We start from the raw sequence: 25526 nt of genomic DNA on the forward strand, positions 1-25526 counted from the left end.
GTTAAAATAAAAGAATTATTTAGAAAAGTATAAAACAATAAAAATACAATAAGAATTAGTGTTAATGCGTTGTTGAACAGCGCTAAAGCAAATTATTTAATTATAAATTTATGGAAGCAGCAATTATTTTAGTATTTGTAATGGGGTATTTAGCCATTACTTTAGAGCATAGTATAAAAATAGACAAATTAATACCAGCTCTGGTCATGATGGCTATTTGTTGGGCTCTAATTGCTTTAGGAATTGAAGGTTTTCCACAATGGTTCGATTCTGGGAATCATTCTTTGTTAGAAGGTTTTGGTAGCTTAGGTTCAGAGGAAAAGATGCACATGATGGAGGAAACTTTGCTACATCATTTAGGTAAAACCTCTGAAATATTGGTATTTCTTTTAGGAGCTATGACTATTGTTGAAATTATTGATTATTTCGATGGGTTTTCTACTATTAAAGATTTTATAAAAACTAAGAAAAAAAGTAAAATCCTTTGGGTTTTTTCCATATTAGCCTTCATTTTATCAGCTATTATTGATAATTTAACTGCTACTATCGTATTAATTTCAATACTTCAAAAAATTGTAAAAGATAGAAATGTTCGTATTTGGTATGCTGGTTTAATAATAATTGCTGCAAATGCAGGTGGAGCATGGTCACCAATTGGTGATGTAACAACAACAATGCTTTGGATTGGTAAAAAGGTAACTACGGGGCATTTAATTGGTTATTTATTGTTACCATCATTTTTATGTATGGCAGTACCTACGTTTATAGCGTCATTTTTACCAGCCTTTAAAGGAGATTTAGATGTAGAAGAAGTTGAAGAAAAAAAGAAATCAAAGTTTAGTGGTACTATGCTTTATTTAGGATTAGGCGCTATTGTATTTGTGCCTATTTTTAAAATGATTACACATTTACCTCCTTATGTAGGAATGATGTTATCTTTAGGTATTGTAGCTACTTTTGCTGAAATTTATAGTAGTTCTAAATTTAGTTTAACCGAGCACGGCGCGGAAGAAAGCGATGCCCACGCTATGCATAGTCCGGTACATTACTCACTATCTAAAATTGAGTTACCTAGTATCCTTTTTTTCTTAGGGATATTAATGGCGGTAGCTGCTTTAGAATCGTTAGGTATTCTATTCAACTTTGCTGGTTCATTACAAGATTCTATGCCAATGTTAGGTACTGAAATTCATCCAGGAGGACATGAAGGTGTCTCAGATTTAGTAGTGCTTTTATTAGGTGTTGGATCTGCGGTTATAGATAATGTGCCTTTAGTAGCAGCTAGTTTAGGTATGTTCCATGAGCCTCTTGATAATGAACTTTGGCATTTTATAGCATATTCTGCTGGTACAGGTGGTAGTATGTTAATTATTGGCTCTGCAGCAGGTGTGGTTGCTATGGGAATGGAAAAGATAGATTTTTTCTGGTACTTAAAAAAGATTGCTTGGTTAGCCTTAGTAGGTTTCTTAGTAGGAGCCATTGCATTTATGTTTACAAGAACATTATTTTAGGAAATTAATATTTTAGTAATTTTCCGCGAAAGCGAAAAAAAGTAATCCTTTTGTTATACTTTAGCGTATATATAGGCGTTATACAGTTGCAATAAATTTAAAATTATATGCTAAATACATTATTACAAAACACCCAAGAAGGAGCAGAATTACTAACTGATGGAGAACCTGTAGAAAAAACACTTTCCATTATAGAATTAATTAGTAGTGGAGGAACTGCAGGACAAATAATTATACTATTATTATTCTTATTACTTATAGGAGCTATTTATATTTATTTTGAACGCATTTTTGCTATTAAAGCTGCATCTGTTGTAGATGCTAATTTTATGAATCAAATTAAAGACCATGTAAGTAATGGTAAAATTGATTCGGCTCAAATGCTTTGTGCTCAAGTAAACTCGCCAGTATCTAGATTAATTGGTAAAGGTATTTCTAGAATAGGAAAACCACTAGCCGATATTAATACCGCATTAGAAAATGCAGGGCGATTAGAGGTTTATGGGCTAGAAAAAAACGTAAGTATATTGGCTACTATTTCTGGAGCAGGTCCTATGATTGGGTTTCTTGGGACAGTAATTGGAATGATTTTAGCAATATTTGAATTAGCAAATGCAGGTGGAACCATTCAAATGGATGTCTTAGCTAGCGGACTTTATACCGCTATGACAACTACTGTAGCTGGTTTAATTGTTGGTATTGTTGCTTTTATGGCTTATAATCATTTGGTTGTAAAAACAGATAAAGTAGTTTATCAAATGGAAGCAAATTCACTAGAATTTTTAGATCACTTAAACGAACCATCTTAGTATATGAATATTAGAGGAAGGAATAAAGTATCACCAGAATTCAATATGTCTTCAATGACAGATATTGTATTTCTGTTACTTATCTTTTTTATGATAGCTTCTACTTTGGTTTCTACAAATGCTATAGATATTTTATTGCCTAAAGCTAGTGGTAAAACAGAGAATAAGAAATCGGTAGCGGTAAGTATAAAGAAAGATTTAACCTATTATATTGATCAAAAAAGGGTAGGAGAAAGTGTTTTAGAAAACGAATTAATGGCAGCGCTTTCGTCAGAAGAAAAACCAACTATTGTTTTAAGGGCCGAAAAATCGGTGCCTGTAGAAAATGTGGTTAAGGTTATGGATATAGCTAATAGAAATAAATTTAAAGTGATTTTAGCGGTAAAGCCTTAATTAATGAAATATCTAGAAACCAAACACGAAAAGAATTCAGCAAAAATAACAGCTTTAATTACTGTTATTTTGTTGTTATTATTATTTGTGGTTGGTGCACCGTATATGGATCCTCCAGAAGAGTATGGTGTTGCAGTAAATTTTGGAACAACAGATTTTGGTAAAGGAAAGGTTCAGCCTAAAAAGCCAATAAAATCGGAACCTAAAGAGATTTATGAACCGCCTCAGCCTGACGTTTCTAAGGCAGAACCTACACCTACAAAAACATCTGAAGTTAAAGAAGAAGTTTTAACTGCCGATAATGCAGAAGAAATTGCTATAAAGAAACAAAAAGAAGCAGAAGCTAAAGTTAAGGCAGAAGCAGAGGCTAAGCTGAAAGCTGAAGCGGCTAAAGCAAAAGCAGAGGCCGATAGAATAGCGAAAGAAAAACGCGAACAAGAAGAGAAAAGGAAAAAATTAGACGCTTTAATTGGTGGTGTTAGTAAATCTGAAGGAACAGATACAGGAAGTGAAGGTAATGACAATAAGTCTGGAGATAAAGGACAATTAGATGGTGATCCTTATGCACCAAGTTATTTTGGAGGACAAGGAACTGGAAATGGTGGTGTGGGTTATGGTTTAAATGGTAGAGGTAGAGCTACCTATAAAACGCTTAAACAAGATTGTAATGAATCTGGAATGGTGATTGTGAAGATTATTGTTAACCGAAGCGGTAACGTTGTTTCAGCAGAACCAGGACAACGAGGAACAACTAATACAGCTCCTTGCTTATTAGAGCCAGCAAAAAAAATAGCTTTATCTCATAAATGGCCAGCAGACTCTAAAGCGCCAGCAAACCAAATTGGTTTTGTAAAAGTAAACTTCAAATTGGGTCAATAATCATGACATATCAAGATACTCTTAATTGGTTGTTTTCGCAATTGCCAATGTATCAAAAACAAGGCAAGTCGGCCTATAAAGTAGATTTAAGCAATACTATATTGTTAATAAATCACTTAAAGAATCCTCATAAAAACTTTAAGTCAATTCATGTTGCTGGAACTAACGGAAAAGGTTCAACCAGTCATATGTTAGCTTCTGTTATGCAGGAAGCAGGTTATAAAGTAGGATTGTATACTTCACCGCATTTAAAAGACTTTAGAGAGCGTATTAAAATTAATGGAAAGGAAATAAGTAAACAATTTGTAATAGGTTTTATAAAGCGTAATAAAGCGTTTTTTGAAGCCAATCAATTATCGTTTTTTGAAATGACTGTTGGTATGGCTTTTGATTATTTTTCTAAGCAGAAAGTCGATATTGCAATTGTTGAAGTTGGATTAGGAGGCCGTTTAGATTCTACAAATATAATTACTCCAGAAGTTTCTGTTATTACTAATATTGGCTTAGATCATACACAGTTTTTAGGAAACACACTAGAAGCCATTGCTTTTGAAAAGGGAGGTATTATAAAACCTTCTGTCCAAGTTGTAATTGGAGAAACTCAAAAGGAAACAGAAACTGTTTTTAAAGACTTAGCTAAAACAAATAATTCTGAAATTGTGTTTGCTGATAAAAATATTTCAGAAGTTTTTAAATCTGATTTAATTGGGAGTTATCAAGCTAAAAATATTAAAACAGTTACACAAACCATTAAAAAACTTCAGGAAAAAGGGTATAGCATAAGTGAAAAACATTTAGAAACAGGTTTGCTTCAAGTTGTAAAGAGTACCGGCTTATTAGGTAGATGGCAAGTTTTAAATGATGTGCCTAAAGTAGTTTGTGATACAGGACATAATAGAGAAGGGTTAATTCATGTGATGAATCAGTTGTCAAAAGAGACTTTTGAGACCTTACATATTGTTTTTGGAGTTGTAAATGATAAAGATTTAACATCTATTGCTGATTTATTGCCTAAAAAAGCGACGTATTATTTTTGTAAACCAAATATTTCTCGTGGATTAAATGCTAATGAATTGAAAACTGTTTTAACCGGATTTGGATTAAAAGGTAAAGCTTATAATTCTGTAAATGAAGCTTATAAAACTGCTTTAGAAAAGGCGTCTCTAAATGATTTTGTTTTTATTGGTGGAAGTACATTTGTTGTTGCAGAAATAATTTAAAATTTTTTCAAAAAAGCTTTTGCAGATTCAAAATCTAGCTTATATTTGCACCTCCTAATAAATAGGGCGCGTAGCTCAGTTGGTTCAGAGCACTTGGTTTACACCCAAGGGGTCAGGGGTTCGAATCCCTTCGCGCCCACAGAACATAATCCTGATGAATATTCATCAGGATTTTTTTATACCTTCTTTTTAGAGTTCTTTTTGTGTTTATTTTTATATTTTTATAAAAAACAAAATATGACGGGGCATATAAAAGATGTTTATAAAAAGATATTTAAATCTTACGATAACCCTTCATTGGAGAAGCATATCGAAAAAATTATTGAGTTAGATGCTTTCTTGCCCTATAGCTCAACTTTTTTCTGTGTTACCAATACTCAAGATTTATCATTTGAGTTTGTTAGTAAAAATATGCAATCTTGCCTGGGTATAGATAGAAGTTTATTAGAGAATAAAGGCATGCGTTATTTCTGGAGTAGAATACATCCAGATGATTTAGAAACATGGCTTTTAGCATTAAATGAACTCATGACTTTCACTTTAAAAGAGATTCATCACGAAGATAGATGTAAAATGAGTTATACATGGAATTATCGTTTTAAGAATATTAATGATGAGTATGTGAATATTGTGCAAAACACAACACCTTTAGAATTTGATGGTAAAAATAAACCTATTATTGGTTTAGCTCACTATACCGTGCTGGCTAAGGAAATTAAATTACAAGTTTGTGCATCAGCTAAGGTGCTAAATAAAAATAATGAATACGAAACAGTTTATTTTAATAACTTTTCTCAAAGACTTTTATCCGATGGAGTAAGTAATAGAGAACGTGATGTGATTAGGTTACTTGTTTTGAATTATACGAGTAAAGAAATAGGTAAAAAATTAAATATAAGCTCTAATACTGTGGATACACATCGTAGAAATATTCTTAAAAAATTGAATATGTCTTCAACAGGTGAACTTATAGGAATGTTGAAAATGAATAAAAATATAATATAGAATTAGAGTTTTCATTAAAAGATTTAGTTTCTAACTAAATAAGAAAATACTCAAATTGAGTATTGTGAGTCGTTCTTAAGAATTATAACTTGCAATTGCTATTAATTAGTTCTTAAGGAGGACTTTAAAATAAGTGTCTAAGTATATAATTATTATTTAGGCACTTTTTTTTGTTGTCTTTTCTAGGTTGATATTAATGTGCGCTCTAAAGCCATACCTCTAGATCCTTTAATTAAAACTGTAGTACTTCTAACTTTATATAAATTAAATGTTTCTTTAAAAGAGTCAAAAGATTTGAATTGAGATGCTTTTTCAGGATCAACTTTAGATTTATAAAAATTCTTCCCAACAAAAATGATTTTATCAATATTTAGTGAAATAGCTAAGTCTGCAATGTTTTGATGCTCTTCTTCGGCTTCATTCCCAAGTTCAAACATATCACCTAGTATTGCTATTTTTTTGCCTTCTTGTTTTTCAAAATTAAGTAAAGCAACTTGCATGCTTGATGGGTTTGCGTTATAGGCATCTAAAATGATTTTATTGGAATTTTTTTGAATGATCTGAGATCGATTATTGGTAGGGGTGTAGTTTTCAATAGCTGATTTAATTTGGTTGTCTTCAACTTTAAAATAATTCCCAATAGTTATAGCAACTGCGATGTTATTAAAATTGTAATCACCAATAAGTTGACTTTCTATATTCAGATTATTGTAACTTAGGTTTACAAAAGGTTTGGCGTCTACTAAATTTATAATAATATCACTTTTTGTTTCATTTTTACCAAAGGTGATTCTACTGCTTGTTTTTGTTTTTTCAATTTGGATGGAATCATTGGCATTAACAAATATAGTTTTGTTGTTGCTTATTAAGTAATTATACATTTCGCTTTTGCCTTTTATAACGCCTTCAATACCACCAAAACCTTCTAGGTGTGCTTTACCAAAGTTTGTGATCAATCCGTAATCAGGTTGTGCGATGTTACATAAAAATTCAATTTCTTTTTGGTGGTTAGCACCCATTTCAATAACACCTATTTCTGTAGATTCATTCATAGATAATAGGGTTAATGGTACACCAATGTGGTTATTTAAATTACCAATAGTTGCTGTTGTTTTAAATTTTTGAGACAAAACAGCGTAGATGAGTTCTTTTGTTGTTGTTTTTCCATTGCTACCTGTTAATGCAATAACGGGTTTTTTTAAAAAGTTTCTATGATAAGAAGCTAGTTGCTGAAGTGTTTCAAGAACATTGTTTACTAAAATAGTTTTTGGAGATGTGTTAAATTCTATTTCATCTACTATTGCATATTTAGCACCATTATCTAGTGCTTTTTTAGCATAGGTATTTCCGTTAAAATTATCGCCTTTAAGGGCGAAAAACAGATCGTTTCCCTGAATTTTTCTTGTATCAGTACAAACGTTGTTACATTGTAAAAATAATGTGTGTATGTCTTTAATTTCCAATTATGAGATTTTAAATTAAAATTAAATGTATAAAAAAAGTCCTAACAAATTGTTAGGACTTTTAATTTATTATGAAAAAACTTATTTAGTTTTTTGTTTTGTTTTTTGCTTTTGTTTTTGAACCTACACGAGACATAGCACATCTAAATCCGATATAATCTGTAGCCATGTCTTGAGGAAAGTAGCGTCTTTGAGCTGGGTCTAACCAGTACTCTCTGTCTTTCCATGAGCCACCTTTATAAACTCTAACTTCGTCATTAATTAAAGATGTTCTATTGTTTCCTTTGTCGTATTCTCTAACAATGTTTCCTAAAGAATCTCTAGTAATTTTATGCTTAGGAGAATTGTACATTTTTCTTGTGTCTGATTCTTTTGTTTCTCCATCTATTTCTTCATCATCATTAAAATCTTCATAATAACGAGATGAACGCTTGTCTCCATCTCTAAAGTTTATTTCGTTACTTTTATCAAAGTTAGTACGTAAGTAAGTTTCGTTTTCATCAACAGGAACTTGTAATATTTCACCAGGTAAGTTTCTCGCAACAACTTTTCCGTTTGATAAAGTATCGTAAACCACATTGTCCATAGTTACGATTTTAACAGATCCATCATCATTAATGGCGTTTTTAGTATAAACATTACCACGGTAGTAATTAAAATCGTTAAACTCGTCATCTACTATTGGTCTGTATACATCAGCAACCCATTCTGCAACATTACCAGCCATATCATATAAGCCAAAGTCATTAGGTTCGTACGATTTGACTGCATTTGTTATATCAGCTCCATCATCAGACCATCCTGCAATTCCACCATAATCACCTTTACCTTGTTTGAAATTAGCTTTTTGGTCACCACGAGTTTTACGTTTTCCAGAACGTGTGTACTGTCCATCCCAAGGATATTTTTTACGCCCACGATATAGATTATAACTTCTTATCTCGCTTAATCCTAAAGCAGCATATTCCCATTCTGTTTCAGTAGGAAGTCTATACTTCGGAGAAATTATTCCAGTTTCACGAGTAGCATAAATTCCCGTTTCATTACCGTCAGCGTCAGTTTGAACATTTCTTCTTCCTCGAGTTTCACCATTAATAACTTCTTCGTTTCCTCCGTAAGTTAATGTTGGAGCATTAATGTAAGTATCTGTACTAAAGTTAGAATCGGCATTTACATCTAGTATTTTTGCATCACGCTTTAAGTAACCTGCTTTTTCTAAATTATATTCATTAACACGATCAGAACGCCAGTTGGCAAATTCGACTGCTTGAATCCAACTTACTCCAACCACTGGATATTCACCATAAGCAGGGTGACGTAAATAGTTGTCAGTCATTACCTCGTTAAAACCTAAACGATTTCTCCAAACAAGTGTGTCTGGTAAAGCACCATGATAAATGGCTCTAAAATTTTCATCAGATGGTGGATAAACTCTTTTTATCCAATCTAAATATTCTAAATACATGGCGTTTGTAACTTCAGTTTCGTCCATATAAAAAGATTGAACGTGTTGCTGATTTGGACTATTATTCCAATCATGCATGACATCATCTTGAACACGTCCTTTAGTGAAAGTTCCACCTTCAACAAATACTAAGCCAGGAGATGTTTCCTGTTCTTTGAAATCTGAATTGTATTGAAAACCACCTTCTCTGGAGTTTATTTGCCAACCTGTAGCTCTAGAGCTATTCTTTGAACTCGAAGATTTTTTGCAACTAGTTGAGACCACTGTTAAAGTCAAAACAAACAAAATCTTGAATGCTACTACTTTTTTCATATCCATACTTTTAAGTAAGCTAATAATATTTTTGGAGCTGCAATATAAGAATTAAACCTAACAACGCAAGCTATTTTTTGCATTTTAACCAAAAAAAAGTGTATTTCACCTTGTTTTTTATGCATTACAACGATGATTTAGCTGTTTTCAATCGTTCTTTTGTGAAGTATTAACGCGTGTTTTACAAATTTATTATTGTATTTTTGATGCTGTTTTTAAAATTGTTGTTTTTAATTAATAATAACAGGCTTTTAATGACGTTATTTTATCAATGAAAGAAAAATTATTACTATTATTTTTAGTTTGCAGCCTTGTTGTGTTTTCACAGCAAAAAAAATATGTACTTACTTGGGATCAATCTCAGGTAATTTCTGCTGGGACATATACTATTGAAATACCATCTTTTGATAAAAAGAATTTAAGCTATGATTTTGATTCAGGTTTAAAGTTTGTTGATCAATGGGAGATTTCTAATGTTATAAACGAATCTTCAGTTACTATTAGTAATGTGGCTTATGCTTCTATTTCAAAAACTGATTTAAAGGATTTGAATATCAATAACATTCCAAATAACATACAATTTAGCTTAAATAATTCTAAGGCTAGAAATAAATTATTTGCTTTTTTTCAACTTTCTCCTATTATTAAGGATGAAAATGGAGTTTATCAAAAGGTTGTGTCATTTCAACTAAATTATAACCTTGGTACTAATGCGTTGTCAGCAGTTAAAAAAACTAATAAGACTAAAGTTATAAATAATTCGGTATTGAATTCTGGTGAATGGTATAAGTTTTATGTAGATACTACTGGGGTTTTTAAGTTGTCGCGAAGTTTTTTACAGCGCTTAGGTGTTAATGTTAATAGTGTAGATCCTAGAAATATTAAATTATATGGAAATGGAGGACGTATGATTCCTTATTCTAATTCGATTTCTTACCCCATTGATGTTCAGGAAAATGCAATAAAATTTATTGGAGAGGAAGATGGAGTTTTTGATGCAGAAGATTATATTTTGTTTTATGCTCAAGGGCCAAAGGAATTTAATGCAGAAAGTAATACCAATATTAATTGTTATACAGATAAGACGTATTATTTCATTAATGTAAGTTCAAGTTCTGGTAAACGAATTCAGCCATTTGTCCAACCAACGGAAACTGTTGATTTAGTTATTGATACTTATGAAGATTATAAGTTTCATGAAATTGATGAATATAATATCGCTTTTTTAGGAAGACGTTGGTTTGGTGATAGGTTTGATGTAGATTCTAATAAGAAGTTTGAGTTTGATTTTCCTGATTTAGTAACATCAGAGCCTATAAGTTTAAAAGTTTATGTAGCAACAACATCTGCAACATCAACTTCAATGGGTCTTTTAGTGAACGGGAATTTAATTTCCACACTTTCAATAGCAGCAGCAACAAGTCCTAGTTTGGCAACTGAAAGAGCTTTTGTTGGAGATATTAGCGTTAATTCTTCATTAGTCTCTGTAGAACTTAATTATGATAATCAAGGGAATCCAAGTGCATTAGGTTATTTAGATTATATATCTGTAAAAGCAATTAGCACATTAAATTTTCGTGAAAAACAGTTTCAGTTTGAAAACAGTATTGTAGCTTCTAGTTCTGGTATAGGTCAATATAATATTTCAAATGCATCTAAAGTTTCTGAAGTATGGGAGGTAACAGATATTTACAATGTTTCAAATTTCGTAAATGAAGATTCAGTTTCTAATCTTAGTTTTACTTCACAATTAGGAGTTTTAAAAACTTATGTAGCAATAACACCGTCAGATTATTATGAGCCTCAATTTGACTCTAATACAACTGTAAATAATCAGAATATAAAAGGTACTGTTTTTATTAATGATGAAGGTGAATTTCAAGATGTAGATTATATAATAGTGTCGCCAAATAGTTTGTTGAGTCAAGCGGAACGTTTAGCAGAAATTAATAGAAAACAGTATGGTTTAAATGTGAAAGTTATTGGTTTAGATGAAATTTATAACGAGTTTAGTACAGGGAATCAAGATGTAGGTGCAATTAGAAATATGGTTAAATACGTTTATGATAATGCAAGTGTGCCAGAAAATAGAATAAAATATCTATGTTTATTTGGAGATGGTTCTTTCGATTATAAAGATAGAATTCAGAATAATACCAATATTGTTCCTTCATGGTATTCTTATGGAAGTTTTAATTTGACTAATTCATTTGTTTCTGATGATTTTTATGGTATGATGGATGATAATGAAGGGACGATGGCTACAAGTAATAAATTAGATATTGCAGTAGGGCGTATGTTAGTCGATTCACCGCAGCAAGCAAAAGAAATGGTTGATAAAGTTGAGTCCTATTATGTAAAAGAGGCATTAGGAAGTTGGCGAAATAATTTTGTAGTAGTCTCTGATGATGTTGATAAAGATTGGGAAGGTATTTTACAACAAACAACAGATAATGTTGGTAACTTGGTGACTCAAGAAAAATCATTTATGAATGTGGTTAAAATTCATTCAGATGCATTTAAACAAGAATCATCAGCAGGAGGAAATAGGTATCCAAAAGTAAATACAGAACTAGCAAATGCTATAGATAATGGTGCTTTAGTAGTTAATTATTTTGGTCATGGTGGAGAAGATGGTTTGGCGCAAGAGCGTATTTTGTTAAAACCAGATGTACAAGGTTTAAGGAATTTTTATAAACTGAATTGTTTTGTAACGGTTACTTGTGAGTTTACAAAATTTGATAATCCGTTTAGGCAAACAGCAGGGGAGTTTACTTATTGGAATAAGCAAGCAGGAGCCATAGGTTTGATTACAACTACTAGGCAGATTTTTGTAAATTTTGCCATTACTTTTAATAATACTTTGGGGCAATATTTGTTTTCCTATAGTGACAATGATAATTATCAAGATTATGAGTATCCTTCAATGGCAGAAGCTTTAATGTTAACAAAAAACGATCCGTTTATTTCATCCAATTCCCAAAGGCGATTAGTGTTTTTTATTGGAGATCCAGCTATGAAATTAGCAATTTCAAAACCAAATATCAGATTAACAAAAATTAATGATATACCAATAGCGCAAAGTACAGATACATTAAAAGCATTAAGCTATATTAAACTAGCAGGAGAAGTAACTGATATATCTGGGAATGTATTAAATAATTATACAGGAACACTTTCTACAACTATTTACGATAAATCTATTGACAGGCAAACTTTGGCAAATGATGGAACACGTTTAAATGGACAGTTAGTTAAGTTAGATTTTAAAACACTTGGTGAAATTATTTTTAGAGGGCAAGCCTCCGTTAATAATGGTCAGTTTGAATTTGATTTTGTTGTGCCTAAAGATATTGGTATTCCTGTAGGGTTTGGAAAAGTAAGTTTTTATGCTAAGAACGAAGAGTTACTACAAGATACCTCTGGAGCAAGTGTTGGAACTGTTAAAATTGGTGGCATAAATGAAAATGCAGCAGAAGATAATATAGGTCCTGTTATAAATTTGTATATGAATGATGAAAATTTTGTTTCAGGGGGCATAACAAACGAATCACCTACGCTTCTTGCTAAAATGGAAGATGAAAACGGTATAAATACGGCAAGTGGTATTGGTCATGATATTGTAGCAATAATTGATGGAGATGAAACAAACCCTATTGTTTTAAATGATTACTATCAAACTGAAGTAGATGATTATAAAAAAGGCGTATTGAGTTTTCCTTTAAGAGATTTAGAACCAGGTCTTCATACTTTAACATTAAAAGCATGGGATGTGTATAATAATTCTTCAGTGTCTGAAATTCAGTTTGTTGTATATGATAAAGATCAAGAATTAGTTATAAATAATGTGCTTAATTATCCAAATCCGTTCGTAAATTATACAGAATTTTGGTTTAATCACAATAGTTCGGAGCCTTTAGACGTTTCTATACAGATATTCACTGTTTCTGGAAAATTGGTTAGAACACTTAATGGTCAAACAAAAGGAGGTCTAATAACTACAAGTTCCTTATCAAGAGATATTGTTTGGGATGGTAGAGACGATTTTGGAGAAAAAATAGGAAAAGGAGTTTATATTTATAAACTTAAAGTGTATTCTAGTTTTTTAAATAAGAAAGTAGAAAAAATAGAGAAACTTGTAATATTATAAAAACAATTATATTTGCTAAATAAAACGAATTCATGAAAAACCAATTATTGCTATTAATAGCATTTGCTTTTGTATTAAAGATAAGTGCTCAAACTGTTATTTTACCAAGTGAAGATAGAAGAGTTATAACAACAGGAGTTCCTTTTGTTTTAATTGCTCCAGATGCACGTGCCGCAGCTTTAGGAGATATGGGGGTGGCTACTTCTGTAGATGCCTTTTCACAACAATGGAATTCTTCCAAATATGTCTTTTCAGAAACCAAGTCAGGGATAGGTGTTAGTTATACACCGTATTTGAGTAAGTTGGTAAATGATATTTTTTTAGGAAATGTTACTTATTTTAACCGAATAGACGACCGTAGTGCTTTTGCCTTTAGTTTAAAATATTTTTCTTTAGGTGATATAGAATTTGTAAATGATGAATTTTCGGAAGCTTTAATACAAAGACCAAACGAATTAACTCTTGATGCTTCTTATGCGTTACGCCTCTCAGATCAATTTGCTATGTCTGTAGCTATGCGTTATTTGCGTTCAAATTTAAGATTGCCTGGTGTAGATGGCGACACAACACCCGCAAGTACATTTGGAGTTGATATTTCAGGGTATTATCAAAGTGAAGAAGAAGCTTATTCAGATTATAATGGTCGTTGGAGAGCAGGTTTTGCAATTCAAAATATAGGACCAAAATTTAAATATGATGAAGGAGGACAAGAAAATTTTCAGCCAACAAACTTGCGTTTAGGAGCTGGTTTTGATTTTATATTTGATCAATATAATAAAGTGTGTGTAACAGCTGAAGTTGCTAAATTATTGGTACCTACACCACCTCTATATGGTGATGAGTATAACTTTACCGACAATAATAGTAACGGAACCTATGAAGAGGGTACTGACGAATTAGGAAGTCTTGTTAGAAGAGATGCGGTTATTTTAAAAGGTAAAGATCCAGATGTAAGCTTCTTATCAGGTATGTTTCAGTCGTTTGGAGATGCGCCAGATGGTTTTAGTGAAGAATTAAAAGAATTTACATGGGCGCTTAGTGCAGAATATGTATATCAAGATTCGTTTGCTTTTAGAATGGGATATTTTAACGAAAGTGAAGATAAGGGTGCTAGGAAATTTTTAGCATTAGGAGCTGGGTTTAAAGCAAATGTGGTTAATATAGATTTATCTTATTTATTCTCTGCATCTAAAGTGCAAAGCCCATTAGAAAACACGTTACGTTTTTCTTTAACGTTTAATATAGGGGATGGAGAATATAACGAATATTAGAAAGAATTAAATAAAGAATAAGTTTAAAAAAAACTATTGCGAATAGCAATAGTTTTTTTGTTTAAAATGGTTTTTTAGTTAATTGGCATTCTCACGAATGCTGGAATCTAAATTAAGAAATGTTTATTTTGTAATTTACTATTAAGGGAGTAATAATATTTCTTAACTTTATTGATATTAATAATTTATGAAGGAAGTAAAATTAGAGTCGATACTATATGTTTATGAAAATTTAAATGAACTTCCAGAAGATGTATGTGCTTTAATGGAAAGGGCTGTAGAAGCTAGAGAAAAAGCCTATGCACCTTATTCTAAATTTCATGTTGGTGCCGCATTGCTTTTAGATAGCGGAGAAATAATTATGGGAAACAATCAGGAAAACGCATCATATCCATCTGGTTTATGTGCAGAGAGAACAGCTATTTATTATGCAGGTTCTCAGTATCCTGAAGCTAAAGTTCTAAAAATGACAATTTCTGCAGCTTCTAAAAATCAAACAACAATAACTCCTATACCTCCATGTGGTGCCTGTAGACAAGCTATTGCTGAATATGAAGTGAAGCAAAGAACACCCATAGAAATTTATTTCATGGGAGAAAAAGGTAAGGTTGTAAAATCAAATTCACTAGCGAATTTATTGCCACTGGTATTTGATAAATCAGTTTTGTAAATATTTAATAATATTAATAATTTCTAATTAATGTAATCGATTAAAATTTTCAATGTAATAGCAATTATTAAAAAAAATTATTAATTATACAATCTTGTGTGTAAACCGCTTTTTTTTTGATATTTTTTATACTTTAATTAATTTAGGTTTTCGCAATAACGTTCAAAGTATTACTTTTGTGGTTCGCTTAAGTAAAACCTAATATTAGTCGATGCAAAAAATCACAAAAGAGGTTTACCTCAAATGGTATGAAGATATGTTATTCTGGAGAAAGTTTGAAGACAAACTAGCTGCTGTATACATACAACAAAAAGTAAGAGGATTTCTTCACTTATACAATGGTCAAGAAGCTGTATTAGCAGGTGCTTTACATGCTATGGACTTGACTAAAGATAAAATGATAACAGCATATAGAAATCACGTACAGCCAATAGGTATGGGCGTAGATCCTAAGCGTGTTATGGCTGAACTTTATGGAAAAGTAACAGGAACCTCTCAAGGTATGGGTGGTTCGATGCATATTTTTTCAAAAGAGTTTCGTTTTTATGGAGGTCATGGTATTGTTGGAGGTCAAATTCCTTTAGGAGCTGGTATTGCTTTTGGAGATAAATTTCACGGTGTTGACGGTGTAACATTATGTTGCTTTGGTGATGGTGCTGCAAGACAAGGTTCTTTACATGAAACTTTTAACTTAGCGATGCTTTGGAATCTTCCAGTAGTATTTGTTTGTGAAAACAACGGGTACGCCATGGGGACTTCTGTAGAGCGTACAGCCAACCATACAGAAATTTGGAAATTAGGTTTAGGGTATGATATGCCTTGTGGACCAGTTGATGGAATGAATCCTATTAAAGTGGCTGAAGCTTTTGATGAAGCAATTCAACGTGCACGTACAGGTGGAGGGCCAACTTTTTTAGAGCTTAAAACATATCGTTATAGAGGACATTCAATGAGTGATGCTCAACATTATAGAACGAAAGATGAAGTTGAAGAATACAAGAAAATTGATCCAATTACACAGGTGAAAGATGTTATTCTTGAGAAAAAATATGCTTCTGAAGATGATATTAAAGTTATTGATAAACGCGTAAAAGAAAAAGTAGCTGAATGTGAGAAATTTGCAGAGGAATCTCCATTTCCACCAGTACAACAACTTTATGATATGGTTTACGAACAAGAAGATTTCCCATTTATACAACATAAAATATAAGCTATGGCTATAGTAGTAAATATGCCGCGTTTAAGCGACACAATGGAAGAAGGAACTGTTGCAGCTTGGTTAAAGAAAGTTGGAGACAAGATTGAAGAAGGAGATATATTAGCTGAAATTGAAACCGATAAAGCTACTATGGAGTTTGAGTCTTTCAACGAAGGAACATTACTTCATATTGGTGTGCAGGAAGGTGAAACAACTAAAGTTGATGAGCTTTTAGCCATTATTGGCGATGAAGGTGAAGATATTTCTGAATTATTAAATGGAGGAGGTAACGCTTCCGCGGAAGCGAAAGAAGAAGTAGCTAAACCTTCTAATGAGGTTGAAGAAAAAAGTGCTAGTGCTGATGCACCAGCTCAAGAATTACCAGAAGGTGTTATAGTTGTTACTATGCCACGTTTAAGTGATACGATGGAAGAAGGAACGGTTGCAACTTGGCTTAAAAAAGTTGGAGATGTAGTTGATGAAGGTGATATATTAGCTGAAATTGAAACTGATAAGGCCACTATGGAGTTTGAGTCATTTCAATCTGGAACTTTATTAGAAATAGGATTACAAGAAGGAGAATCGGCAAAAGTAGATGCTTTATTAGCTATAATTGGACCTGCAGGAACAGATGTTTCTGGTGTTGCAGCTAATTTTTCTAGTGCACCTGCTAAAAAAGAGGAAGCTCCTAAAGTTGAACCAAAACAAGAAGCGCCGAAATCAGCACCTGTAGTTGCTGTAAAAACAAGTGCGCCAGCTCCAACGCCAGTTACGGCAAGCGGAAGATTGTTTGTGTCGCCTTTAGCAAAGAAGATAGCAGAAGAAAAAGGGATTAATTTAGCTCAAGTTCAAGGGTCTGGTGAAAACGGACGTATTGTAAAAAGTGATGTTGAGAATTTTGTTCCTGCGCAATCAGGAGGAGCATCAGTTGGTAAATTCGTACCAACAGGACAAGAAGATTTTGAAGATGTAACGAATTCGCAAATGCGTAAAGCTATTGCTAAAGCATTAACAAACTCTAAATTCACAGCACCTCATTATTACTTAAGTGTTGAGTTTGATATGGAAAATGCCATAGCATTCCGTACACAATTTAATACCGTTCCAGATACTAAGATATCTTATAACGATATTGTTGTTAAAGCATGTGCTTTAGCATTAAAACAACATCCACAAGTAAATTCACAATGGTTCGCAGATAAAATGCGCTTAAATAATCATGTCCATATTGGTGTAGCAGTAGCTGTTCCAGATGGATTAGTAGTACCAGTTGTGAAATTTGCAAACGAGCAATCGTTACAACAAATTGGAGCTGATGTTAGAGATTTAGCAGGTAAAGCTAAAAATAAAAAACTAACTCCTGCCGAAATGGAAGGTAGTACGTTTACAGTTTCTAACTTAGGTATGTTTGGTATAGATACATTTACATCTATTATTAACCAGCCAAATTCAGCAATTCTTTCTGTTGGAAATATAGTTCAAAAACCAGTGGTTAAAAACGGACAAATAGTTGTTGGTAATACCATGAAATTGTCTTTAGCTTGTGATCACAGAACTGTGGACGGAGCAACAGGAGCTCAATTCCTTCAAACATTAAAAGGATATATTGAGAATCCAGTGACAATGTTAGTGTAGTTTGTTATTCTGAATTTATTTTAGAATCTCTTATAAAACAAAAAAGCCTGTTTCAATCATTTGAAACAGGTTTTTTTGTTTTAGTTACTTGGTTTAATATTCTGATTGACTCTAAATAAATTATTTGGATCATATGTTTTTTTGATTTCTGAAAGCCGCTCATAGTTGTGTTTATAACTAGCTTTCACGCGTTCTTGTCCTTCATCCATCATAAAATTTGAATAGGCACCGCCAGAAGAGTAGGGATGTAAGGCTTCCCAATAATCTTTACACCATTTGGTTATTGTATCTGCATTTTTAGGATCAGGATCTATACCACAAATAACACCAGCATATTTGGCATCACGATATGCCCAAGGAGTTTCTTCTGCTCCAACTCTACTTGCAGCTCCACTGATAGGATACATGTGCATCTGAGATAATAGAGAAGGGATGCTTGATCCAAATTTTAAATGTTGTTTTCTTAATTCAGGTCCTATTTCATTAAAAAAATCGGCTCTCCAATACCATTGGAATCCATGTGGTAATAAACCATCGAATAAAGATTGGATAGATGGATAAGGCATTTCGCCTACATGTTCAAACAAAGGATTTTTAGCTAAAATAGGTTTGAAAGCCGCTTCTGCTTTATCCATATCTCCTGAATAACACCATACAATGGCACAGAAATGTTTTTTATGTAAATGCTCAGGAAAAGGAGCGCCAGGAATAACCATGGTAGCTATAAATCCATTTAGTTCATCAGGTGCGTTATGGATGAATTCATGATACCATTCCATAATTTCTTCTGTTTGTTCAATTGGCCATAATATAGGACCTCCAAATACAGTTTTTACTGGATGTGCTTGAAATTTAAAAGAAGTTACAATCCCGAAATTACCACCACCTCCACGAATGGCCCAAAATAAATCTGTATTTTGATTTTTATTAACTGTAGCGAAAGTGCCATCAGCTAAAACCATATCAGCTTCAAGTAGGTTATCAATAGTTAATCCGTGTTTTCGAGATAAATGACCTACACCACCACCAAGGGTTAATCCGCCAACACCAGTTGTAGAAATGATACCAGCAGGAACTGCCAAGCCAAATGGGTGTGTCGCATGGTCTACTTCGCCCCAAAGATTCCCTCCTCCAACTCTAACGGTGTTGTTTGAAGTGTTTACCCGAACAAATTTTAATCCAGATAAATCGATAACTAATCCGTCGTCACACAATCCTAAACCACCACCATTATGACCACCACCTCTAACTGCAATTAATAAATTATTTTCTCTTCCAAAATTCACGGAAGCTATAACGTCGGCAACATCAACACACATCACAAACATTCCAGGATGTTTGTTAATCATACCGTTATATACTTTTCGTGTTTCGTTATACTCTGCATTTGTTGGTAATATAATTTTACCTCTTATCTGTAGAGTAAATGCTTCAATTAATTCGGGGTTTAAATCTTTGACTGGATTTTTCATGTTAAATTAATTTTGGTTGTTTATTTGCCAATCATCATGTCTTTTAAAGACCATAGGATTGAAAGTACATCTTTTTTAGAGCCTTCATCAATATTATTTTTATCTAAAGCCATAAAAATATCATCTATTACATGCATATATTCAGCAGGACTTATATTCATACCTGTATGTGCTGATGCCATATCCCTTCCTGTATAATTATTGGGTCCGCCACTTCCAGCGCTAAAAAAATCAATCGTATGATTTTTTATAATAGCTAATTGTTCTGGTTTTTCTTTAAAAGGAAGAAATCTTGCATTTACTGCTGGATTGTTCATGTGATTTTCAACGGTATCATCAACAATCAAAGAAATACCATTTCTACCACCTAATCGTTCAAAAAGTGTTTTACTCATAATGTTTTAGTTTTGGTTATATGTCAAAACTATATATAGCAAAATGAATAGACTGCTACATTTAATTCAAAAAAGTAGAATTTTGAACCATTTATGATTTTATCAAAAACACACACACCTTAAGTTATATGTTGCTGAATATATTTTGAGGGGAGGATGCCATATTTATCAAGGAAGCATTTTGAAAAATATGCAGCACTATTAAAACCTGTCTCAAAAGCAATCTCAGAAATGTTGCCATATTGCTTATGTAATAAGTTTAAAGCTTTGTGTAAACGGAATTCTTTCAAAAAACAATTTGGTGATTGCCCAGTTAATTTAGTTAATTTTCTATAAAGTTGTGATTTACTTAAGCCTAAAGCATTGCTAAAATCATTTACATTAAAATTGGGTTTGTTCCATATCTGTTCTACAAAATCAATGAGTTGATTTAGAAATTTTTCTTCATTAGGTTGGAGTATTTTAATCATTTTATCATCAATAGCAGCATTTCTATTTTCACTTTCGTATAATAATTTTACTTCGCTAGTAATTACTAGTTGCTCTTTAACAATATCGCACATGCGTGTAGCTAGGGTAATCGTTTCTTCAAAAATATTATCTTTATTAGTTATAGGAACCCCCGAACTTAATGCAATATTTAGCCTACGTGTAGAAGGGTCGAAATTAGGAGTAACATATTTGAATTGAAACTGAATTTTTAAAGCACATAAAACGGCATCTGTTACAGATTTAAATGATACTAAATAAGAGTTGTTATCTTTTTTTACAATACGACCGTTAAATTTTTTTAAAGTTTTAGATACATTATTATGAAATTTTTGAGCAAATATGGTAAATTGATTTGCTTCAAGGCGATTTAGATAATTGCTAGTTTCTATGACCATTAAAACTCTAAAAGCAGGGTCGTTTATAATGTTTAGCTCAGTATTTTGTGATTTTTCTGGATCTTCTATTCTACCTAGAAATGATTCAACTATAGTGTCATCAACTTCTATTATTTTTAGAGGAACATCCCCGTGTGCCTTTGCATGTAAATCTTTAAGAGCTTGTTTGTTAGGGGCTTCAATTAAGCAGAAAGCTGTTTGTCTTTTTTCATCGCACCAATATGTTAAACCACGACAATTGTATTCATGTTCAATTTTTAAATCAGCTTGATGCATTTCTGCTACATGCTCTGCGGTTACTCCATCAGGCATTTCATGAAGGTCTAAATATATTGGCATATGGTTAATTTTTATACAAATTAATGATTTTTAACGGGTTATGCAAGGTTGGGGGCTTTAAATTGTCGCTATTTAAACTAGAGTTAAAAGTAGAATGGTTTCTATGAGTTTTTTATCTTTAAGCACAAATAAAATTTTATATGAATAAAATATTTTTCACGTTCATTTTATTAATCATTCTGGGATGTAAATCCACAATAACTAATAGTGTTAAAACAATTACAGTGGATGAAGAGGAAGTTAAAGCTAGCTTGATTTATTTAGCGTCTGATGAATTAGAAGGTAGAAATACTGGGACTGTAGGCATAGAAAAAGCATCAGTTTTTATAGAAACTTTATTTAAAGAGAATGATATAAAACCATATTTTGAAACCTATAGAGATAGTTTTAATGTAAAAGAAGTTATAGGTTATAATGTCGTTGGCTATTTAGAAGGGAATGATGTAAAACTAAAAAATGAATTCGTAATTCTAGGAGCGCATTATGATCATATAGGAACAATAAAAGCAGTAAATGGAGATAGTATAGCTAATGGTGCAAATGATGATGCTTCGGGAACAGTTGCTGTTTTAGAATGGGCAAAATACTTTTCGAAAACTAAAAGTAATAAACGCAGTATGTTATTCACGCTATATTCTGCCGAAGAAATGGGCTTGAAAGGCTCAGAACATTTAGCGAAACGATTAAAAGCAGCAAATTTAAATTTATATACCATGTTAAATTTTGAAATGATAGGTGTGCCTAGAGCAGAAAATGAAATTATGGCGTATATTTCTGGTTATGAAAAATCAAACATGGCTAAAAAGTTGAATGAGTATGGAGAAACAAAAATAATAAGCTTTTTCCCAAAAGCAAAAGAGTTTCAATTATTTAAGAGATCAGATAACTATCCGTTTTATAAAGCATTTAAAGTGCCTGCGCATGCAATTTCTACATTCGATTTCACTAATTTTGATTATTACCATCATGTTGATGACGAAGCAGATAAAATGGATTTTGAGCACATGATAAATTTTATAAATAAAATGATTCCAGCTTTAGAGGGCATGATAAATGCATCGGAAAAGGAAATAAAAATGAATGATGAGTAAAAATATTATAATTACAGGAACAAGTAGAGGTATAGGTTTTGAGTTAGTTCAACTTTTCTCAAAAGCAGGTCATAACGTTTTAGCGCTTTCGCGGAATGAAAAGCCTATTAAAAATTTGAAATTAGATGATGTTACTACATTTTCTTTTGATTTAGCTAATAGTAGTAATTATGCTAAAGTTGAAGAATTTATAAATGAAAATTGGAAACAAGTAGATGTTTTAATTAATAATGCAGGTATGTTGGTGAATAAACCTTTTGCAGAAATCACAATGGAAGATTTTGAAGTGGTTTATAAAACAAATGTATTTGGAGTTGCCGAGTTAACTCGAATTGTATTGCCTTTTATGAAAGGGAAAAGTCATGTAGTTACTATAAGTTCTATGGGTGGTGTACAAGGGAGCATGAAATTCCCTGGTTTAGCAGCATACAGTTCTAGTAAAGCAGCAGTAATTACTTTAACCGAATTACTAGCAGAAGAATATAAAGATTCTAATGTGTCATTTAATGTATTAGCTCTAGGTGCTGTTCAAACTGAAATGCTAGAAGAAGCGTTTCCAGGTTATAAAGCACCAACAACTGCTTTAGAAATGGCACATTATATTTTTGATTTTTCATTAAATGGGAATAAATATTATAATGGAAAAATGCTACAGGTTTCTAGTTCTACGCCTTAATTCTTTAATAATAATACTTTGAAAAAGTGTTGATTAATAAAAAAAGCAGAAGATTTCAAATTGAAACCTTCTGCTTTTTTTTAATTTAAAAATAAATAAATATTAAAGTTATTTCAAACTATTCCTTAATAATAATTTTATTTACTACACCTTGATTAGTATAGGCTTTTATTAAATAGCTGCCTTTGCTTAAGTGACTCATATCTATTGTTTCAATATGGTCTTCTATCTTTTTAACAAAAACACCTAATAAACTATAAATCTCAACTTTTTCTATTTTAGATTTTGAAGAAAGGTGTAACGTATTTGTTACTGGATTTGGATATAGAATTAGTTTTGTTGCTTTCAAATCATCAAGACCTAACGAATTTGTTACACTCATATAATAAAGATTCGCAGTAACATCTTTAGTAATTACATAAGAATCAGCTGCTATTGTAAGTGTAAGAAGACCGTTATTAATATTGTGGCTTGTTCCGTTAATTTTAATTTCCCCAGAAAAACCTTCATTAAAAACCAGTATTAATGTAGATTCACTTGTAGTTGTGAATGAAATATTTGTACTTGATTCAATTTTTAAACATTGTGTTAAAGTAAGTCCGTTATAGTTTACGGTCCCTTTTGATGTTGATAGGTTGCCTGTAATAGAATAGAAGGTACTAGTTTTTCCAGATTCAGTAAAATTATGTATTTGGTCACTAGAATTAATTACACCTACTGTAATGGTTCCAGATTGAGTTACCGGTGTTCCTGCAGTTCCAGATGTAGTAACTGAATATGAAATAGTCTCTGTTGGTATTCCCGAAATAGTGATTGTTTTATTTGGAATATCTTTTATCGAACTTAGCCCAGATCCAGTCAAGTCCGAAATATTAGCATCTGTTGCATCACCACCCCAAGTAAATATAATAGAATCAATTGCATTTCCTTCTTGTACAGTTTGATCGTTATTTGCCGTAGTAATTGTTAAAGTTTGGCTACTTGGTGGTTCACTTTCTCCTTGTACACAAAGAAGTCCTGTCGTATAGCTCGTAAGCTCCGTTTTAAGTGCTGTATTTACAGCATAAGACGTATCATCGTTTGGTTGGTCAAAAGTCCAATCAAAATCACCGCCATTCATTCGTCCTGCATATTGCATTACATTGTTCTTTGCCTCTTCAGGATTGTCAGGTGTATAAGTATACATGACTGATGAGTCGGTGTCAAAATTATTATATGTATTTGAACCAAAAGCAGAAGTTATACTACTGTTAATCGTTTCATTTCTTGTTGAAGCAACATACGCATCAAAATCTACAGTCGAATTAGGAAACTCAGTATCTCCATAAGGCACAAATCGTTTAGCCCCTTCAATATAATTACCAAAAGCTTTTATAGTACCACCATTTTCTTTTGAAAAAGTTGGATTGTCATTATAATCATTTGTTCCACTATTTTCATCATATACATCAGAACCTTGCATTGAGGTAAGAATAGGATATCTACAATTACGGAAATAGTTATTTTCTACAAAAACAGAAGAGCCTAATGTAGATCCTACACCATATTTAGAATTACCGTCATAATAGTTGTTATAAACATGAGCTGAGTAGTAGCGTACTCTTGGGTGACGAGAATCAGAGTGGTCATACCAGTTATGGTGGTATGTTATATATAAATCAGGAACGTTGCCTTCGCTAAGCCCAAGAAGATTAGATTTTCCAGAATCCCAGAAGTGATTATATGAAAACGTAACATAGGTTGATCTTTTACAATCTAAAGCACCGTCTCCTTTAGATTGATCGGAATCGCCTCCAGCATTACCATAAAAGAAATCGACATTATGTACCCAAACATGATCGTTGTTTTGTTGCAACCCAATATTATCTCCTTCATCACTGTCGCAATTCATGGTGCCAATATTGCGAATTTCAATATTCGATGCATTTTTAATTCTAATTCCCCATCCATCAGCTACGGCATCATCACCTACACCTTCAAGTGTAATAGAGCCGTTTATGTTATTGCTGTTCTCTAAGACAATATCACCTTTACTCATATAGGCTAAATCTGTTATCTGACCAATAAGCCTCACAATAAGAGGTCTGTTGTCATTACCTTTTTTAAAACCTTCTAAAATGGTTTCTAAACCAATGCATGGGTTAGCATTGGCACCCGTAACAGTAAGTTCAATAGTATCTTTAGAATCTTCAGTTATATATAATATTACAGCGTTAGATTTTGGTGTACCATCTAAATTGTATGCACCAGGTATTCTACCTTTACTAAAAGCAAAGCCAGTTCTGTCATGTGCTAAGACTGAAATAGCATCTGTGACGCTAGGAGTTCCTTCAGTGCCTCCAATAACTGGTGCTACAGATATAGTATAAGATCCAGCTTTAAGTCCTAATATGTCTGCGCGAAAATATCCGTCATAACAACGAATAAGTTGGGTGTCTATTTTTTGATTTGTTATACCTTCTCCTGTATAATATACGTTGTAACTTTCAGCTCCTGTAAATGGCTGCCATTTTACATAAGCAGTTTCTAACCAGCTTCCGGAGTCATTAATTGTAACAGTTTGAGCTAATGCAAACACTGAAACGAATAAGTAAAATGTTGAAAATGTTAATTTTTTTAGCATCTTATTTGAGCAGTATTAATTGGTTTTATATTTCTTTTATAGATACAACATTAAATGTAATC

General features: G+C 32.3%; 19 protein-coding genes and 1 tRNA gene. 14 read left to right on the forward strand and 6 right to left on the reverse strand.

Annotation, left to right across the window (positions count from 1 at the left end):
* The first annotated feature begins 110 nt into the window (after positions 1–110).
* From nhaD to ACH5TW_RS12590, 7 genes are all read left to right on the forward strand, one after another.
* Positions 111–1511 carry a sodium:proton antiporter NhaD gene (nhaD, locus tag ACH5TW_RS12560; protein ID WP_439336856.1) on the forward strand — a complete coding sequence of 467 codons (1401 nt, stop codon included), beginning with the start codon at positions 111–113 and terminating at the stop codon, positions 1509–1511.
* A 107-nt stretch (positions 1512–1618) separates the two neighbouring features.
* Positions 1619–2320 (forward strand): MotA/TolQ/ExbB proton channel family protein, encoded by a 702-nt coding sequence (locus ACH5TW_RS12565; protein ID WP_439336857.1) that lies wholly within the window; start codon positions 1619–1621, stop codon positions 2318–2320.
* Positions 2321–2323: 3 nt separating this feature from the next.
* Positions 2324–2713, forward strand: a complete 390-nt coding sequence (locus ACH5TW_RS12570; protein ID WP_439336858.1) for an ExbD/TolR family protein — start codon at positions 2324–2326, stop codon at positions 2711–2713.
* Positions 2714–2716: 3 nt separating this feature from the next.
* Positions 2717–3592 carry an energy transducer TonB gene (locus tag ACH5TW_RS12575; RefSeq protein WP_439336859.1) on the forward strand — a complete coding sequence of 292 codons (876 nt, stop codon included), beginning with the start codon at positions 2717–2719 and terminating at the stop codon, positions 3590–3592.
* Positions 3593–3594: 2 nt separating this feature from the next.
* The gene (locus ACH5TW_RS12580) at positions 3595–4812 is read left to right on the forward strand and encodes a bifunctional folylpolyglutamate synthase/dihydrofolate synthase (protein WP_439336860.1); all 1218 of its coding nucleotides are present in this window, start codon (positions 3595–3597) and stop codon (positions 4810–4812) included.
* A gap of 64 nt (positions 4813–4876) precedes the next feature.
* A tRNA-Val gene (locus ACH5TW_RS12585) sits at positions 4877–4951 on the forward strand.
* A 98-nt stretch (positions 4952–5049) separates the two neighbouring features.
* Positions 5050–5817, forward strand: a complete 768-nt coding sequence (locus ACH5TW_RS12590) for a LuxR C-terminal-related transcriptional regulator (protein ID WP_439336861.1) — start codon at positions 5050–5052, stop codon at positions 5815–5817.
* 182 nt (positions 5818–5999) lie between these two features.
* Here the strand turns inward: ACH5TW_RS12590 and ACH5TW_RS12595 are convergent, their stop codons facing one another.
* On the reverse strand, positions 6000–7280 hold the full coding sequence (locus ACH5TW_RS12595; RefSeq protein WP_439336862.1) for a UDP-N-acetylmuramoyl-tripeptide--D-alanyl-D-alanine ligase: 1281 nt from the start codon (positions 7278–7280) through the stop codon (positions 6000–6002).
* Positions 7281–7365: 85 nt separating this feature from the next.
* Positions 7366–9063, reverse strand: coding sequence for a gliding motility lipoprotein GldJ (gene gldJ / locus ACH5TW_RS12600; protein ID WP_439336863.1), 1698 nt, complete (start codon positions 9061–9063; stop codon positions 7366–7368).
* 265 nt (positions 9064–9328) lie between these two features.
* On the opposite strand from gldJ, the gene porU reads away from it, so the two are divergent.
* The 5 genes from porU to ACH5TW_RS12625 all read left to right on the forward strand — a co-directional run bounded on the left by porU (position 9329) and on the right by ACH5TW_RS12625 (position 17981).
* Positions 9329–13207, forward strand: coding sequence for a type IX secretion system sortase PorU (gene porU / locus ACH5TW_RS12605; RefSeq protein WP_439336864.1), 3879 nt, complete (start codon positions 9329–9331; stop codon positions 13205–13207).
* 32 nt (positions 13208–13239) lie between these two features.
* Positions 13240–14478, forward strand: coding sequence for a type IX secretion system outer membrane channel protein PorV (porV, locus tag ACH5TW_RS12610; RefSeq protein WP_439336865.1), 1239 nt, complete (start codon positions 13240–13242; stop codon positions 14476–14478).
* A 187-nt stretch (positions 14479–14665) separates the two neighbouring features.
* Entirely contained in the window at positions 14666–15148 is a 483-nt protein-coding gene (gene cdd / locus ACH5TW_RS12615) for a cytidine deaminase (protein WP_439336866.1), read from the forward strand.
* A gap of 211 nt (positions 15149–15359) precedes the next feature.
* Positions 15360–16358, forward strand: coding sequence for a pyruvate dehydrogenase (acetyl-transferring) E1 component subunit alpha (gene pdhA, locus ACH5TW_RS12620; RefSeq protein WP_439336867.1), 999 nt, complete (start codon positions 15360–15362; stop codon positions 16356–16358).
* A gap of 3 nt (positions 16359–16361) precedes the next feature.
* Positions 16362–17981 (forward strand): pyruvate dehydrogenase complex dihydrolipoamide acetyltransferase, encoded by a 1620-nt coding sequence (locus ACH5TW_RS12625; RefSeq protein WP_439336868.1) that lies wholly within the window; start codon positions 16362–16364, stop codon positions 17979–17981.
* An 80-nt stretch (positions 17982–18061) separates the two neighbouring features.
* On the opposite strand, the gene ACH5TW_RS12630 is transcribed toward ACH5TW_RS12625, so the two are convergent.
* From ACH5TW_RS12630 to ACH5TW_RS12640, 3 genes are all read right to left on the reverse strand, one after another.
* Positions 18062–19453 (reverse strand): FAD-binding oxidoreductase, encoded by a 1392-nt coding sequence (locus ACH5TW_RS12630; RefSeq protein WP_439336869.1) that lies wholly within the window; start codon positions 19451–19453, stop codon positions 18062–18064.
* Positions 19454–19473: 20 nt separating this feature from the next.
* Positions 19474–19848: a group I truncated hemoglobin gene (locus ACH5TW_RS12635; RefSeq protein ID WP_439336870.1), complete on the reverse strand. Its 375-nt coding sequence runs from the start codon at positions 19846–19848 to the stop codon at positions 19474–19476.
* Between the two features lie 119 nt (positions 19849–19967).
* Complete coding sequence (locus tag ACH5TW_RS12640; protein ID WP_439336871.1) at positions 19968–21074, reverse strand: nickel-binding protein; 1107 nt, start codon at positions 21072–21074, stop codon at positions 19968–19970.
* Positions 21075–21214: 140 nt separating this feature from the next.
* Between ACH5TW_RS12640 and ACH5TW_RS12645 the strand changes: the two genes are divergently transcribed.
* Both ACH5TW_RS12645 and ACH5TW_RS12650 read left to right on the forward strand, forming a co-directional pair.
* Complete coding sequence (locus tag ACH5TW_RS12645; protein ID WP_439336872.1) at positions 21215–22165, forward strand: M28 family metallopeptidase; 951 nt, start codon at positions 21215–21217, stop codon at positions 22163–22165.
* Complete coding sequence (locus tag ACH5TW_RS12650; RefSeq protein WP_439336873.1) at positions 22155–22841, forward strand: SDR family NAD(P)-dependent oxidoreductase; 687 nt, start codon at positions 22155–22157, stop codon at positions 22839–22841. The genes ACH5TW_RS12645 and ACH5TW_RS12650 overlap by 11 nt, the downstream gene beginning before the upstream one ends.
* A gap of 118 nt (positions 22842–22959) precedes the next feature.
* Here ACH5TW_RS12650 and ACH5TW_RS12655 read toward each other — a convergent pair whose 3' ends face one another.
* On the reverse strand, positions 22960–25464 hold the full coding sequence (locus tag ACH5TW_RS12655) for a pectate lyase family protein (protein ID WP_439336874.1): 2505 nt from the start codon (positions 25462–25464) through the stop codon (positions 22960–22962).
* Positions 25465–25526: the final 62 nt, after the last annotated feature.

It is taken from the genome of Thalassobellus sediminis (genome assembly GCF_044386045.1).
In the GTDB taxonomy this organism is placed as follows: Bacteria; Bacteroidota; Bacteroidia; order Flavobacteriales; family Flavobacteriaceae; genus Thalassobellus; species Thalassobellus sediminis.